Source organism: uncultured Helicobacter sp. (genome assembly GCF_949282165.1).
Classification (GTDB): Bacteria; Campylobacterota; Campylobacteria; order Campylobacterales; family Helicobacteraceae; genus Helicobacter_F.
In genome coordinates, this window is the sequence record NZ_CASDOV010000002.1 from 65301 (window position 1) to 79367 (window position 14067).

Sequence of the window (14067 nt, forward strand, 5' to 3'; positions counted from 1 at the left end):
AGATATATTTATGATGAGATTGTGTAGGCATTGTGTGCGCGTTTGGCTTTTTGCTCTTATTATAAATGTATCTTTGGCGCAGGCAAAAAGTGGCTTTGAGATTTTTGGCGATGCAATGCAGGTGCTGCCCTTTGTCATGATGGCATATAGCTATGCTAGTGATGATATGGAGGGTGTGAAACAACAAGCTCTAGGCTCGGCGGTTACCCTAGCGGGCACATATCTCATCAAGCAGGGCTTTGTGATCCTCTCGCGCTCTAGTGAAAATCTCGCAAGTATCTCCCAACGCCCAAATAATGGCAGCTATGATGGGTTTCCCTCTGGGCACACTTCATTTGCGTTTTCTGCAGTGGGCTTTGCACACAAGCGATATGGGTGGAAATTTTCCGTGCCTTTGGGGGTTTTAGCTACGCTCACGGGTGCTTCGCGCGTGTATGCGCAGCGACATACCACAGAGCAGGTTCTCGCTGGTGCGGCTTTGGGGTTTTTTGTCTCATACGCCTTTGCGAGCAAGCTAGAATCTCACAATATGGCACTTGCCGTGGGTGTAACTCCTCATAATGGCTATATGCTTAGCGTGTATAAGCGTTTTTAAAAGTTGGAATCTCTTTTGCTTTAAGCAGAGTAAAAATCACATCAAAGGAATGAAAATGAAAGACAAAGTGCTTAGAGGTTCTATCATAGCAGCTATCGCATTAGCGATGGGTGGTTGCAGTTTGCTTGAAGTAGGAGGCGAGACGCGCGGTGCTAGCAATGGATTGATCCCACCAAGTGCGCAGCCAAACTACGCACCAATCCAAGCACCCACATACCCACCTATGCCCGGGTATAACACAAACCCAAACCTTATGGCACAGCCTGCCTTGGCACAGCCACAGCGCGTGAATACAATGGTGATTGATAAGGTCGAGGTTTCGGGTATGCGCGATCACGATCGCGATCCAAAGTTTGAGCGAGATGAGATCCTCACACCTAAGCAGTCAGAATCTCTTATCCCAAATTCCCCAATGCTCACAGAAAACAATGTCATCGAGCTCAATGCAGTGGGTATGGGGATACCACCAGAAAACACGATTTCGCCCGGTCAGGCTATGGCTCTTGCCAAGCGCGCTGCGATTGTCGATGCGTATAGACAAATCGGCGAGAAAATGTATGGTATCCGCTTGAATGCACAGGATACGGTAAAGGATATGGTGGTGCAAAACTCCACAGTCAAAACAAAAGTCCAAGCCCTTATCCGTAATGCCGAGATTAGCGAGAGCATTTGGAAAGATGGTGTGATGCAAGTGAGCATGCAGCTAAAGCTTGATGGTAGAATCTGGCACAAAGTCCTCTCTGGCGGTAAATAATCCCTAGCGCAATGCACAAAATAACCTCCTATTTTTTTTGCATTGTTTGTGCCGTCTTACTAAGTGCGTGTGCGGAGCTAGGCGATAGCTTCTCCACGCTCTTTCAGACAGATACCCAATCCTCCCAAGAAGAAGTCATCAAGCCCACAAAGTTTAAAATCCTAGAGATTCGCTCCCCCCAAATTTCTTTTTATGATTTTGCCACGATCACTTATAAGAAAAAAGCCACAGAGCTCAAACTCTATAAGCTAGGCAAAGTCGTGGGGAGTATCACGATAAAGCCCTCATCAATCTGCTTTAATGATGATTGTCTAGGCAAGTGGAATGCGGCAAAAAACTTCTTTGGTGCGGTGAGTTATGGGAATTTGTTTGAGGATATTATCTTTGGGCGCGATATTTTTGATGGCGAGGGCAAGGGGATAGCCCCAAATGGGGCGATGATGCAATGGTTTGTGAAGTCTGGACAGGAGATTTATTATGAGCGTAATGAGGCTTACACAATATTCCAAAACAAAAGTAACGGCGTGCTCATAGGCATACAGCAATACAATGTCAAAAGTAAGAAAAATAAGCCTAATGCAGAGCAGCATTAAGCTCGATTTTTCTATTGCTCCTAAAGGCGATCATTTTGCCGCTTGTAGAATCTTGCCTAAAATGCACGCCATTTTTGCCTGAAAGCTCTCTGCCTTTGTAAAGCCCGCTTGGATTAATCACAAAATCTGTGTTGATTTGGGTGAGCTTCTCTGCCTCTGCTTTAGGGATCTCAAAAATCGTGCCCGCTAGCACCGCAATCCCACCATCGACGATGCACCCATCGCCTAGACTGATACCCGTGGAGCTATTGACGCCTAGTAGGCAGTTTTTGCCAATGCTAATGGGCTCGGAGTTCCCACCGCTTAGCACGCCCAAAATACTTGCGCCACCGCCGATATCGCTTCCTTCACCCACCACGACGCTTGAGGAGATTCTGCCCTCATTCATACACGCGCCCATCGCGCCGGCGTTAAAATTCACATAGCTAGCCCCGGGCATTTGTGTGTAGCCACCAGTGCCTAAATACGCGCCAAAGCGAGTTTTTGCACTATCAAGCAAGCGGATATTATCATACTGCGGGATCACCTGCATTAGGTATCGGGGGAATTTATCGACAAAATCGATAGTGGGGAATTTGTTTTTGAGTTTGAGGGCGATCTCTTTTTTGCGTAGCCACTCTAGCTCATAGGGCTTATTGCCGCTCCACGCGACATTGCTAAGTAGTCCAAAGATTCCATCGAGGTTGAGGCTGCGCAGAGGGGCTTTGCCTAGAGAGAGAGCTAAGAGTTTCATATACGCGCTCTCCACGCTTTGACATACAGAATCTGCATACAGCACGCAGAATCTATACTTCGCCTCGCCACGGCAGTTTCTAAGCTTGCCCTTTTTGGCGATTTTGTGCAGCTCTAAAATCACTTGGATATTTTTGTGTGTCTCGCTATCGCACAGAGATTCTCGCAAAAATGGCTCATAGAGTTCCAAGGCTTTTTGCAAAAAGCTCTCATTGACGCCATATACGGATTCATTTTCATTTTGTGAGATGAGTGAATCTGCCTGCTTGGCAGCAAAGCTAAGCACGGCGTAAGTGCCTAGATTCTCCCCCTGCCAATTAAGCAATGGATAAGTCGCACAAAGGATTTTTTGCGAGCATTTGCCTATATCCACGCGTGCGATACCAAAGCCTAGTGGCTGCCTATAGCTAGGATCTTTTTGGAAGGAATCAACGAAGTTTTTAAATTTTTCCATTTTTGTCTCCTATTGTCTTCTAAATGTGGGCTATTTTGTGTGCAAAAAGCAGGAATTGTAGCAAAAATTTGACGAAGAATGCTTAAGCAAGCCCAAATGCCAAAGTGGGTAAAAAAGTAATGCAGTATAGGATTTGTTTGCAAAATTTACTTTGTGTTTAGGGTTTAATAGAGCCTTAATATTGAAATTTATAGAATCTTTAAGTGTTCAGAGATACCAAAAATAAGGAGTGGATATGCAGAATAATAGTCCTGCTTTAGAATACGACTACAGCATAGCGAAGTTATTCGTGTTTTCTGTGCTAGCATTTGGTTTTGTTGGATTGCTTCTTGGCGTGGTTGCCGCGTTTCAGCTTGCGATCCCAGAGCTTAATTACCTCGCATCAGAGTATGGGACTTTTGGGAGAATAAGACCATTGCACACTAATGGGATTATTTATGGATTTACCTTGAGTGGTATTTGGGCGTCTTGGTATTATTTGGGACAAAGAGTGCTAAAGATAAGCTATCTTGAGCACCCATTTTTGCGTGCTGTTGGGCTATTGCACTTTTGGCTTTATATCGTGCTTATGGTTTTGGCAGTGATCACGCTTTTTGGAGGTTTGACACAATCTAAAGAATATTCTGAGCTTATTTGGCCCCTTGATATTTTGGTGGTTGTAGTATGGGTGCTTTGGGGCGTTAGTCTCTTTGGCAGTATGGGCGTGAGGAGAGAAAAAGTCATTTATATCTCATTATGGTATTTCATAGCGACATTTGTAGGCGTTTCTGCTCTGTATATCTTTAACAACCTCTCAGTTCCCACAGGTTTGGTGGCTGGAGTGGGCAGCTGGTGGCATTCGATCTCATTTTATGGCGGGACAAACGATGCGATGGTGCAGTGGTGGTGGGGACACAATGCTGTGGCATTTGTATTCACTTCTGGTATTATCGGGCTTATCTACTACTTCCTGCCAAAAGAATCTGGACAGAGAGTGTTTTCGTATAAGCTCACACTCTTTTCGTTTTGGGGCTTGATGTTTGTGTATATTTGGGCTGGCGGGCACCACCTCATCTACTCGACGACTCCTGATTGGATTCAGACACTTGGCTCGGTATTTTCTGTGATTTTGATTTTGCCCTCTTGGGGGACAGCGATCAATATGCTCCTTACAATGCGTGGCGAGTGGAATCAGATTAAAGAATCTCCGATGATTAAGTTCCTAATCCTTGCTTCCACATTCTATATGCTCACGACACTAGAGGGACCCATTCAGTCTATCCGCTCTGTAAATGCCCTAGCGCACTTCACTGATTGGATTATCGGGCACGTGCATGATGCGGCACTTGGCTGGGTAGGATTTATGGTAATCGTGGCTGTGTATCATATGGTGGCTAGAATCTTTAAGCGCGAGATTTATTCCAAAAAGCTTATGGACGCGCAATTCTGGGTGATGACTACGGGCATTATCCTCTACTTCTCAAGTATGTGGATTGCGGGTATTACCCAAGGTATGATGTGGAGAGCGACAAACGAGTATGGAAGCTTGATTTATAGCTTTATCGATACAGTGCGCGATATCGTGCCATACTACTATATCCGTGCGATTGGTGGCTTGCTCTACTTGGTTGGCTTTATCATATTCCTCTACAATGTCTTTATGACTATCACTTCAGGTAGAGTGCTTGACAAAGAGCCTGCCAACGCTACACCTATGGCAGCTTAAGTAAGGAGGTAGGTTATGTTTAGTTTCTTAGAAAGAAATCCATTCTTTTTCACGCTTGCTTTTTTGGTTGTGTTTGCTATCGCGGGGCTTGTGGAGATTCTACCCGGGTTTGCCAAGACAGCGCGTCCGATTGAGGGATTGCAGCCTTATAGTCTGCTAGAGACTGCAGGGCGACAAGTCTATATCGCAGAGGGTTGTTATAACTGCCACTCTCAACTTGTGCGCCCCTTTAAGGCCGAGACAGATCGCTATGGTGCCTTTAGTCTTAGCGGTGAGTATGCGTATGATAGACCATTCCTTTGGGGATCTAAGAGGACAGGTCCGGACTTGCACAGAATCGGGGACAAGAGCTCCACAGATTGGCATGATGGGCATATGTGGGAGCCCACTTCGCGTGTAGCGGGTTCTATTATGCCTGCATATAAGCATCTTTATACAAAAGATGTGGATTTTGAGACTGCCTTTGCTGAAGCCTACACACAAAAGGTTGTCTTCAATGTGCCTTATGATGTAGAGGGTGGTGTGCAAATTGGTGCAGATGAGTATGTCAGAGGCGATGCCAATACGCTTGCAAAGGCAAAAGAAATCTTTATGAAAGAAGCCAAAGTAATCGTCGATGAAATGGTAAATCAAGATGTCAAGGCGGCATTTGAACGAGGCGAGGTTAAAGAAATCGTCGCGCTTATTGCGTATATGAATAGCCTAAGCCAAAAGCGTCGATCACCACTACAATAAAAGGATAGCAGATGTTCGTAGAGTTCATAAGTGAATATGCAGGCGTGCTTTACACGCTTGGCACACTTGGGCTTGTGGTGTTTTTGTATAGCTATGCTTATCATATGTATGTTGCGCAAAAAAGAGGCGAGAGGGATTATGAGAGATATGCGGACTTGGCATTGCACGATGGCTTAGAAGACGAACTCATCGAACCACGCGAGGCAATACAATCAAAAAGATAAGTAAGGAGGAGTTTCAATGCAATGGTTTAATTTATCAGACAGCGTAAATGCCTTAGCACTCTTAGGCGCGGCGGTCATTTTGGTGCTTACTGTGTTTATTATGGGCTTGTATCTCAAAAAGATTAAAGACGCAAAGCAGAGTGATGGCGAGCAGCTCGAGCATACTTGGGATGGTATAGGCGAGTTTGCCAACAATATCCCCATTGGTTGGGTGGCTTGCTTTGGCGCGGTTATCCTTTGGGGATTTTGGTATTTTTTCCTAGGCTATCCGCTCAAATCCTTTTCACAGATTGGTCAATACAATCAAGAAGTGCAAAAATACAACGCCGCGTATGCAGAAAAATGGAATGGTTTAGAATCTGTAGAGCTTAGAGAGATGGGGCTTAGTATCTTCCAAGTGCAATGCGCGCAATGCCACGGCCCGGAGGCGGATGGAATGGATGGCAAGGCACAGAATCTCGTGATTTGGGGCAAGGAAGAGGGTATCATCGATGTGATAAAAAATGGTAGCAAAGGACTAGGCTATATGATGGAGGAGATGGCTCCTGTGGAAGTCAGCGATGAGGAAGCTAAAGCGATCGCGGCGTATGTGATGAAAACTTTCTCTGCTAAAAAAGAGACAAAATACCCCCTAGAAGTGGAAAAGGGCAAAGATCTCTTTGAGATTCATTGCACCGCGTGCCACGGCGATGATGGTAAGGGTATGGAAGGCATGGCTTTGGATTTGACTACTTATGGCTCGACCTCCTTGTTGCATAAGGTGCTAAATCAAGGCAAGCGTGGCAATATCGGGATTATGCCTTCTTTTGGTTATGCCAACTTCGCGCCAGCCCAAGAGGAAGCGCTCAATGAATATATCCAGTCATTGACTGCTCAAGAATAAGGAGGAAGCTTATGGATAAATTGTTTGGTATCAATGGATTAGCCGGATTTTTGATAGCGGTTGTGGCGTTGCTCGCGGTTGTTGGGGTTTTGGGGACTTGCGCTATCAAGACGCAGCAAGCCCAAGCGACAAACTTCTACAAGATAGAATCACAAAGCAGCATTGAGCAAAATGTCAAAGATGCCTCTGCGTATTATAAAAATGCAAAGGAGTAGTCTATGAAGCTAACACCTATGGAAAAAGTGCTTGCGACACTTATCATCATCACTATCCTAGCGACGATTGCTATGCCTTTTATCCCCGATCTCTTTTTGCATCTCGTGTAGATGAGAGTTATTGCATTGTGCCTTATGTGTTTTGGGTTGGCACTAGCCCAAAACACGATGAGTGAATCTAAAGCCGTGGGCTATGCGCCCATACAATTTGCCCAAGATGATGATAATCTACTCGTGCCTAAGACAAAGGAGTTTATCGATAGGCTAGGGGCGGAGCTTTTAGAGAAAACGGGATTTTTGCTTAAGGTAGTTGTGGTAGAAGATAGCCAAAAAGCCCTTGCTGCTTTAAGCAAAGATCTCGCCATAGAATCTACAGAATCTATACCAAATTTTGCACCCACTACAAAATCAGATTCTCGCACTTCTCGTGATGCCCGCGCACAGGCGCGAGAGCTCTACAGGCAGTATCTGCAAGATTCTGCCCTTTCCAAGCCCTATGCGATGATAGTAATGTATGTCAAAGATCAGCAGATTGAATTTGTGCTAAGCGATAGGGAAGTGTTTGACAAAGAATTAGAGGAGCGCGTGTATTTTGAATATATGGTGCCCCTGCTCCCAAAGCGCGGCGAGAGCCCTAAGAGAGAGCAGATTTCAGCCATTATGTTTAATGGATATAGTGAAGCGGCGGATTTGGTAGCACTGCATTATGGCAAAACCCTAGAGCTCAATGTCCCGCGCGATGAGAGTGGGGGCAAGGAATTTGTCAAAATCAGTATGATGAGTATGCTTGTTGTCCTGCTTGGCGTGCTGGGATTTGTGTATATCACATCGAGATTTTTGAAAAAATAAGGATAAAAATGCAAAAAAACTATTGGCCTATAGCGATTGTGGGGATTATCCTCTTTGGGATTGTGATTATTAGCGTAGGCGTGATGATAGCGGTAAAAAATCCCGTGGTTGATGAGCAAATGTATGGCGGCAAGAAGCGCGATATCGATGAGCAGATAAACGCCATACTTCAAGAGCAAAGAGACTTTGAATCCAGAGCCAAAGCCACATTGCATATGGGCGATGAGAAAATCGCGCTCCGCACGCCCTATCTTATCAAAAAACTCCCCAAGCACTCCGCTGCCCTAATTCCCGAATTTAGCGAGCCTTTTATCGTGAGCATTGGTTATGAGGGCATAGGCATTGCTGCGGTGAATCTTAGCATTACGAGCTTTATGCAAGGGGTAAAAGATAGCGAGCCTATAGCCCTTAGCCTTGATACCAAAAATGTAAGAAAGTCTGGTTCAGACTACATCTTACCCGCACCCTTGGTATTTGCCAAAGATGGTCGCTATAAGCTAAATTTTCACATCATTTATAAGGATTTTGCAGATGCCAATGCCACAAAGTCCGCGTATTTTGAGCAAGAAATTTTCTATCGTGCCAAATAGATGAAACCTCCAAAGCCCATAAGCCCCAAACCCACGCACTGCCTAAGCGCGCAAAATAACCACAGCTTAGAATCTAATCCATACAAAAGCACTAAGCCTGCGTTTATTATGGTGGAGTGCGTGCTTGGCTTGGTGCTATGCGCGTTGGCACTTGGGATTGTCTTTAGCTTCCAGCAGTATATGAGCCACAGACTTGCTTCCCTCCATACACGCACGAGCAGCGGGGCGGATATGCTCCATATCCTTGCTACCACTCCACACCCCTCTAGTCTCCAGACTAACACCCACACTTACCAGACACACCACCATATTTATCGCGCGCCCACGGCGCTACCCTATAGTCTGCATTATCTCCAACCCATCTCTGTGCGCTAGGGGCTATATGCGCAGAGCCTTTGTCGCGTTTGAGATGCTTTGGAGTATCGTGATTTTTGGCATTGTTGGGATTGCGTGTGTGAGCGTGGCACTGCACTTCACACGCTTTTTGCTAGCGAGCTCGCCACAGAGGTTGCTAGATTCCCAAATCGCACTTTTGCGCATTGAAAACCTCCTAAGCCAAAGCGTGGATTTGCGCCTAAGCCCTAGTAGTGCGAGCTTTTTGCTCCTAGATTCAGAGCGGCTGCTAGGCTATGGGGATAAGACATTTGCTAATGCGCGTTTTTACAACGACACGCTTTTGCCCCAAGCACCTATTGAGATTTTTGCCCTGCAGGGCGATGAGATTGTTTTTAGCTCGCCCCTTGCCCCGCAGAGCTTTAAGCCTAGCCAAAATCTCGTGCTTGTGTGCCAGAGCGCGGTGGATTCAGAGGATTTTATAGAATCTATCGTAAAAGTCGTGAGTGTGGGGAGTGATAGGCTTAGGCTAGATTCTGTGCCCTCATCTCTGTGTCGCGCCGCGCTGCCTCTGCAAGAGAGGCGCATAGAGATTAGCCACCACCACGACGCGCTTTGGCTCAATCAAGAGCTTTTGCTAGAAAATGTGCGAGACTTTGCCCTGCAGTTTTACCCACAGGAGCGTTTTGTGGGCTTTAGATTCTGTATTGGGCAGCGCTGCTTTGAGGGCGGGAGCTTCGTGGGTGTGAAAGCCGCGTTTTTGTAGGGGGGATTTGTGAGCGATATGGGAGTTAGGATTGTGCGGGAGAAACCTATGCGCGCGGCGTTTTGTAGCTATTATGCGGTGTTTATGCTCGCCTTTGTATCGATGTGCGTGGGCTCCATCATCGCGCTCTCGCCAAACGCGCCACTCTCGCATATCCACGCCTACACTCAGCTCCGACTCTATGCCAAGAGTATGTATGAAATGCAGATTTTATGCCTTAGATCTTTTGATTATGCGCGCTGCCAGCACCAAGAGTTTCGCCCAAGCGCGCATTATCGTATCCAGAGCCACCTCACGCCCTTTGGGGATTCTCTCTTACTACTTGATGTGAGCGTGCAGGCACAAAACCCCATCACCTCCTTGCAACAAAATGTCCTAAATAGACACATTGTCCTAAAAAGATAACTCTTTAATCATCTCTTTTGCAAATTTATCCTACAATGGCGCATATTTTTGTCAAAAGGAGTTTGTATGTTTCACGAATACAGAGATGAGGTTACCCAGCTAAAGACACACGATGCGCATTTTGCAAAGATTTTTGATGAGCACAACGCGCTTGATGATAGGATTAAGCGCATAGAAGATGGCGATGAGTTGCTCACAGATATGGAGCTAGAAGTGCTCAAAAAGCAAAAGTTGCGCTTGAAAGATGAAGCTTATGCGATGATTCTCAAATATCGCAAAGAGCAGGGCAAATAAGCACCAAAGCAAAATCTATGCATATTGATGATACGACTTTGGCGAAGCTGCAGCGGCTTGGCAGTATTAAAATCGATGGGGATAAGCACGATGAGATAAAAGCCCAGCTTGATGAGATTCTAGGATTTGTAGAAAATCTAAACTCCCTCAAACTTGATGAGATAGCACCACTTGCAGAGCTAAAAACCCCATTGCGCGATGATGTGGTGGTGGATTCTCATATCGCTACAGATGTGCTAGCGTGCGCACCCAAAGCCCAAGATGGCTTTTTCATCGTCCCCAAAATCATCGAATGAATCTCGATTCTATCAAGCTCCCTTTAGAGTGGAAGGAACTGCTCAAAGAGGAGCTTGAGAGCGCGTATTTTGATGAGATCAGAGACGCCTACTACGCCCAGCTAAAGCTTGGCAAAACCCTCTACCCACCCCCACGATTACTATTTAACGCTTTTGAGAGCACGCTTCCCCAAGAGGTGCGCGTCGTCATACTCGGACAAGATCCCTACCACGGCAGCGTGGCGGTGCGCGATGGGGAGCGTCTCGTGGAGATTCCACAGGCGATGGGCTTATCTTTTTCTGTCCCCTCTCCCTTGCCGCCCCCACCTTCACTCAAAAATATTTACAAAGAGCTCGCGCGCACCACGGATTTTATCCCGCCCCCACACGGGGATTTGAGTGCGTGGGCGCGGCGGGGCGTGCTGCTGCTAAATAGTATCCTAAGCGTGGAGGCAAATGCCCCCGCCTCTCACAAGCACTTGGGGTGGCAGCGATTTAGCGACGCGGTGATCTCTAGGCTTTGCGCATCGCGCGAGGGGATTGTCTTTATGCTATGGGGCAATTACGCTAGGCAAAAGGCTTGGCTCATTGATAGCGCGCGGCATTGTGTGATCACCGCGCCGCACCCCAGCCCGCTTGCTAGGGGCTTTGTGGGGAGTGATTGTTTTGTGAAGGCAAACGCCTATCTGCGCGCGCGCGGGGAAAGCGTGGATTGGAGCTTGTGAGTGCGGGCTGTGCTCTGTGTGTGTCTGTGGGTGAATCTAGCCTTGAGCACGGGGGCGTTTGAATCTATGCGCGCGTATTTTTGGTATAAAAATGGGCATTATGAGCGTGCCTTGGGGGATTATGAGCGTATTTATGCCGCGCAGAGGCATTGTGAGAATGCCTACAATCTCGCCAATGTGTATTACAAAATGGGCGTGTATGCGAGCGCGGTGCGATTGTATCAGGAGGGCTTGGAGCTGCCCTGCGCACACGCCTACTACGCGCTTCTGTGGCACAATCTAGGCAATGCTCTCTTTATGCTTCATCGCTATGTGGAGGCGCACCACGCCTTTGAAAACGCACAGAATCTCGCGCCAAGTGCTGCCACACAGACAAATCTCGCCATCACGCGCGAGCTTTTGGAGCAAAGGAGGGCGGTGGCTGCCATCATTACCAAACCCAAAGCCCGAGATTCTCGCGAGATTGAGAGCACCGCCCCGCTCCTAGCTCTACAAATCGCCAAGTCAGAGGAGATGAGCACAAAAGATGTGGGCTTAGATTCTGTGGATTCTATAGAATCTATCAGCCCCGAGGCGGATTCTACGCCTAGCCAAAAGTCCGGGCTAGAGCGCAAATTAAAGCCGTGGTGAAACAAGAAAATGGCATAATGTGGGGATTTTGAGAATACGGAGACAAAGGAGCGGATAATGGCGATTTTTGCAGCGAACTTCAAATGCAACCTCACGCGCGCGCAAACTAAGGCGTATATCGCCGAGCTTGAGGCGTATCTTAGCAGGCGTATGGGAGTAGATTCTAACGGGGCGGATTGTAAGGCGGATCTTACGAGAGATTCTAAAGAGCGCGCGGAGGTGTTTGTTTTCCCCAATCAGGCGGCGTTGCTTGAGAATGCCTATACATTCGTGCGTGTGGGCGCGCAAAACGCGCATTGTGTGGAAAATGGTGGCTTTACCGGCGAGATAGGCGCGCAGCAGCTCAGGGAATTTGGGATAGATTCTATCCTCATTGGGCATAGCGAGCGGCGCACGATTTTTGGGGAGTCTCAAGCGTATATCGCGCAGAAGTTTGCGTATTTTGCCAAGGCGGGATTTAGGATAATCTATTGCATAGGCGAGGATCTCGCGGTGCGTCAGAGTGGGGGCGTGGAGGCGTTTTTGCGCGCGGAGTTTGAGGGGATTAATGCGCAGTATGAGAATCTCATCGTGGCGTATGAGCCGATATGGGCGATTGGCACGGGTGTGAGCGCGGGGCTAGAGGATATAGAGCGCACGCATAAGTTTTTGCGCAGCTTCCTCAGTGTGCCGCTGCTCTATGGGGGCAGTGTGAATGAGAAAAACGCAGGGGAGATTATGCGCTTGGCAAATGTCGATGGCGTGTTGGTGGGTAGCGCGAGCCTAGAAGTCGCGAGGTTTTGTGAGATTATATCCATTATTTAGTGCAAGTTTTGCGTGGTAAAGCTTGTTATCGGCAATGTGGGCTTGCCCACATTGCCTCCGCTTACGCGAACACACACGCAATCTTTAAGTGAGATTCTGTGGCTGTCAGCGCGTCAGGAACGCCCCTTGGATTAACATCTTTTCTATAAACCGAGCTAGATTCTAAGCAACTCACAGAATCTACCACTTCAAAAAACCTTATCAAGGCTTTGCCCGATTCAAATAATAGTGCGTGCGGTAGCACGAGCCTAGCAGAATCTATGCCAATAGATTCTGCCATTTTTGCAACGCAAAAATCAAATGAGATGTGTAGCGCGGCAGCGCATACCGACACTCGCCCGCTTCGTGGTGCGCAATCGTTGAGAAAAGGAGGCAGTAGTGCCCTCCGCAACGATTGCGCTAGAAGCGGAAAGAGCGAGGCTCTCCCCTTGTTTGCCGAAAAAGAGCCAACGGGCTGCAAGCGTAGCGCAGCAAAAACGCGGCGCTTTATCTTTTTCGGGGCTAAGGGGAGCGGGGAGGGGATAAACCCCTTTTCTTTTGCGCAAACAAGCGACTTGAAAAATTAGAAAGTATTCGTGAGAATGCGACTCTAAGAAGCTTAGAATCTACAGAATCTAGGGAGCACAGAATCTAAAGCAGATTTAAGGCGATTACAGAATCCAACGCGGAGATTCTAAAAGACGCACAACTTTCAGAATCTAGCCACTTAGATTCTGAAATAAGCACAGAATCTAAAGGGGTTCCAAAAAACGAGCAAGGACAGAATCTAAACAATGCGGAATTTGGGGAATCCAAAGCAGATTCAGAATCTAAGACATTTACAGAATCTAAGGTGGAGATTCTCAAAAGCGTAGAATTGAAAGAGGCTTTAAAAAACGAGCCAATACAGAATCTAAGCCCAACACAATCCACGTAATCCCCCCACAGATTCACAAATGCAAAATCAAGCCTCCAAACAAAGCAGATTCTAAAACACAAAGGCAATCACAGAATCTAAAAAAAGAAAATCTAAGAAGCCTAGAATCTAAAGGAGGTAGAAGCTAAGACATTGCAGAATCTAGCCCGAGAGATTCTTAAACACGCACAGAATCCAAGGAGATTCTAAACAACACATAAAGACAGAATCTAAACTCCAAAAACCCTACAGAATCCAGCGTAGATTCAGAATCTAAAGAGCACACAGAATCTAATCAAACCTTAGAATCTAGCCTCTTAGATTCACGCTCTCACGGATATTTTTTAGATTTTCAAAATCGCTTGTTTGCGCAAAAAGAAAAGGGGTTTCCCCTCTCCCCGCTCTCCCCAGCCCCGAAAAGAATAAAGCGCCGCTTTTTCTTTTCGGCAAACGGGGAGAGTGCCTTGCTTTTTCCTTGTCTAGGCAAAAATGCTAAAAATGCACTACTGCATTTTTTTAACGCATTTTTACCACCACGACAAGGGCGAGGGGCGGTTGGTGCTAGCGCACCTCCATATTGATGTGATTTTTGCTTTGCAAAAATGGCGCAA

At 46.8% G+C, this 14067-nt stretch carries 21 protein-coding genes; 18 read left to right on the forward strand and 3 right to left on the reverse strand.

Features of this window, described 5'->3' with window-relative positions; genetic code table 11:
• Positions 1 to 10: 10 nt before the first annotated feature.
• The 3 genes from ACH2BK_RS02270 to ACH2BK_RS02280 are packed head-to-tail and all read left to right on the forward strand — an operon-like array spanning position 11 to position 1942.
• Entirely contained in the window at positions 11 to 595 is a 585-nt protein-coding gene (locus ACH2BK_RS02270; RefSeq protein ID WP_395001917.1) for a phosphatase PAP2 family protein, read from the forward strand.
• Positions 596 to 650: 55 nt separating this feature from the next.
• Positions 651 to 1349 (forward strand): LPP20 family lipoprotein, encoded by a 699-nt coding sequence (locus ACH2BK_RS02275; RefSeq protein WP_394995585.1) that lies wholly within the window; start codon positions 651 to 653, stop codon positions 1347 to 1349.
• An 11-nt stretch (positions 1350 to 1360) separates the two neighbouring features.
• Positions 1361 to 1942 (forward strand): hypothetical protein, encoded by a 582-nt coding sequence (locus ACH2BK_RS02280; RefSeq protein WP_394995582.1) that lies wholly within the window; start codon positions 1361 to 1363, stop codon positions 1940 to 1942.
• Here ACH2BK_RS02280 and ACH2BK_RS02285 read toward each other — a convergent pair.
• Positions 1923 to 3128 carry a tetrahydrodipicolinate N-succinyltransferase N-terminal domain-containing protein gene (locus tag ACH2BK_RS02285; RefSeq protein ID WP_395001918.1) on the reverse strand — a complete coding sequence of 402 codons (1206 nt, stop codon included), beginning with the start codon at positions 3126 to 3128 and terminating at the stop codon, positions 1923 to 1925. The two genes, ACH2BK_RS02280 and ACH2BK_RS02285, sit on opposite strands and share 20 nt — an antisense overlap.
• Positions 3129 to 3363: 235 nt before the next feature.
• Here ACH2BK_RS02285 and ccoN point away from each other — a divergent pair, with 235 nt between their 5' ends.
• From ccoN to ACH2BK_RS02360, 15 genes are all read left to right on the forward strand, one after another.
• Positions 3364 to 4833 carry a cytochrome-c oxidase, cbb3-type subunit I gene (gene ccoN, locus ACH2BK_RS02290; protein ID WP_394995578.1) on the forward strand — a complete coding sequence of 490 codons (1470 nt, stop codon included), beginning with the start codon at positions 3364 to 3366 and terminating at the stop codon, positions 4831 to 4833.
• Between the two features lie 15 nt (positions 4834 to 4848).
• Complete coding sequence (ccoO, locus tag ACH2BK_RS02295; RefSeq protein ID WP_394995576.1) at positions 4849 to 5568, forward strand: cytochrome-c oxidase, cbb3-type subunit II; 720 nt, start codon at positions 4849 to 4851, stop codon at positions 5566 to 5568.
• A gap of 11 nt (positions 5569 to 5579) precedes the next feature.
• Entirely contained in the window at positions 5580 to 5792 is a 213-nt protein-coding gene (locus tag ACH2BK_RS02300; protein ID WP_394995574.1) for a cytochrome c oxidase, cbb3-type, CcoQ subunit, read from the forward strand.
• A 16-nt stretch (positions 5793 to 5808) separates the two neighbouring features.
• On the forward strand, positions 5809 to 6675 hold the full coding sequence (ccoP, locus tag ACH2BK_RS02305; protein ID WP_394995572.1) for a cytochrome-c oxidase, cbb3-type subunit III: 867 nt from the start codon (positions 5809 to 5811) through the stop codon (positions 6673 to 6675).
• Between the two features lie 11 nt (positions 6676 to 6686).
• Positions 6687 to 6890 (forward strand): DUF4006 family protein, encoded by a 204-nt coding sequence (locus tag ACH2BK_RS02310; RefSeq protein ID WP_395001919.1) that lies wholly within the window; start codon positions 6687 to 6689, stop codon positions 6888 to 6890.
• A gap of 111 nt (positions 6891 to 7001) precedes the next feature.
• The gene (locus ACH2BK_RS02315) at positions 7002 to 7739 is read left to right on the forward strand and encodes a hypothetical protein (protein WP_395001920.1); all 738 of its coding nucleotides are present in this window, start codon (positions 7002 to 7004) and stop codon (positions 7737 to 7739) included.
• An 8-nt stretch (positions 7740 to 7747) separates the two neighbouring features.
• Positions 7748 to 8329 carry a hypothetical protein gene (locus ACH2BK_RS02320; RefSeq protein ID WP_395001921.1) on the forward strand — a complete coding sequence of 194 codons (582 nt, stop codon included), beginning with the start codon at positions 7748 to 7750 and terminating at the stop codon, positions 8327 to 8329.
• Positions 8330 to 8704, forward strand: a complete 375-nt coding sequence (locus tag ACH2BK_RS02325) for a hypothetical protein (protein ID WP_395001922.1) — start codon at positions 8330 to 8332, stop codon at positions 8702 to 8704.
• Between the two features lie 7 nt (positions 8705 to 8711).
• Positions 8712 to 9428: a hypothetical protein gene (locus ACH2BK_RS02330; protein WP_394995560.1), complete on the forward strand. Its 717-nt coding sequence runs from the start codon at positions 8712 to 8714 to the stop codon at positions 9426 to 9428.
• A 9-nt stretch (positions 9429 to 9437) separates the two neighbouring features.
• Entirely contained in the window at positions 9438 to 9833 is a 396-nt protein-coding gene (locus ACH2BK_RS02335) for a hypothetical protein (RefSeq protein WP_394995558.1), read from the forward strand.
• Positions 9834 to 9899: 66 nt separating this feature from the next.
• Positions 9900 to 10127, forward strand: a complete 228-nt coding sequence (locus ACH2BK_RS02340) for a YdcH family protein (RefSeq protein ID WP_394995555.1) — start codon at positions 9900 to 9902, stop codon at positions 10125 to 10127.
• Positions 10128 to 10144: 17 nt separating this feature from the next.
• Positions 10145 to 10423, forward strand: coding sequence for an Asp-tRNA(Asn)/Glu-tRNA(Gln) amidotransferase subunit GatC (gene gatC / locus ACH2BK_RS02345; RefSeq protein WP_394995553.1), 279 nt, complete (start codon positions 10145 to 10147; stop codon positions 10421 to 10423).
• The gene (gene ung / locus ACH2BK_RS02350) at positions 10420 to 11127 is read left to right on the forward strand and encodes a uracil-DNA glycosylase (protein WP_395001923.1); all 708 of its coding nucleotides are present in this window, start codon (positions 10420 to 10422) and stop codon (positions 11125 to 11127) included. The genes gatC and ung overlap by 4 nt, the downstream gene beginning before the upstream one ends.
• Positions 11128 to 11757: a tetratricopeptide repeat protein gene (locus ACH2BK_RS02355; RefSeq protein ID WP_395001924.1), complete on the forward strand. Its 630-nt coding sequence runs from the start codon at positions 11128 to 11130 to the stop codon at positions 11755 to 11757.
• Between the two features lie 57 nt (positions 11758 to 11814).
• Positions 11815 to 12561, forward strand: coding sequence for a triose-phosphate isomerase (locus ACH2BK_RS02360; protein WP_395001925.1), 747 nt, complete (start codon positions 11815 to 11817; stop codon positions 12559 to 12561).
• Positions 12562 to 12622: 61 nt separating this feature from the next.
• Here ACH2BK_RS02360 and ACH2BK_RS02365 read toward each other — a convergent pair whose 3' ends face one another.
• Positions 12623 to 12895, reverse strand: coding sequence for a hypothetical protein (locus tag ACH2BK_RS02365; RefSeq protein ID WP_395001926.1), 273 nt, complete (start codon positions 12893 to 12895; stop codon positions 12623 to 12625).
• 296 nt (positions 12896 to 13191) lie between these two features.
• Positions 13192 to 13473: a hypothetical protein gene (locus tag ACH2BK_RS02370; protein ID WP_395001927.1), complete on the reverse strand. Its 282-nt coding sequence runs from the start codon at positions 13471 to 13473 to the stop codon at positions 13192 to 13194.
• Between the last annotated feature and the right edge of the window lie 594 nt (positions 13474 to 14067).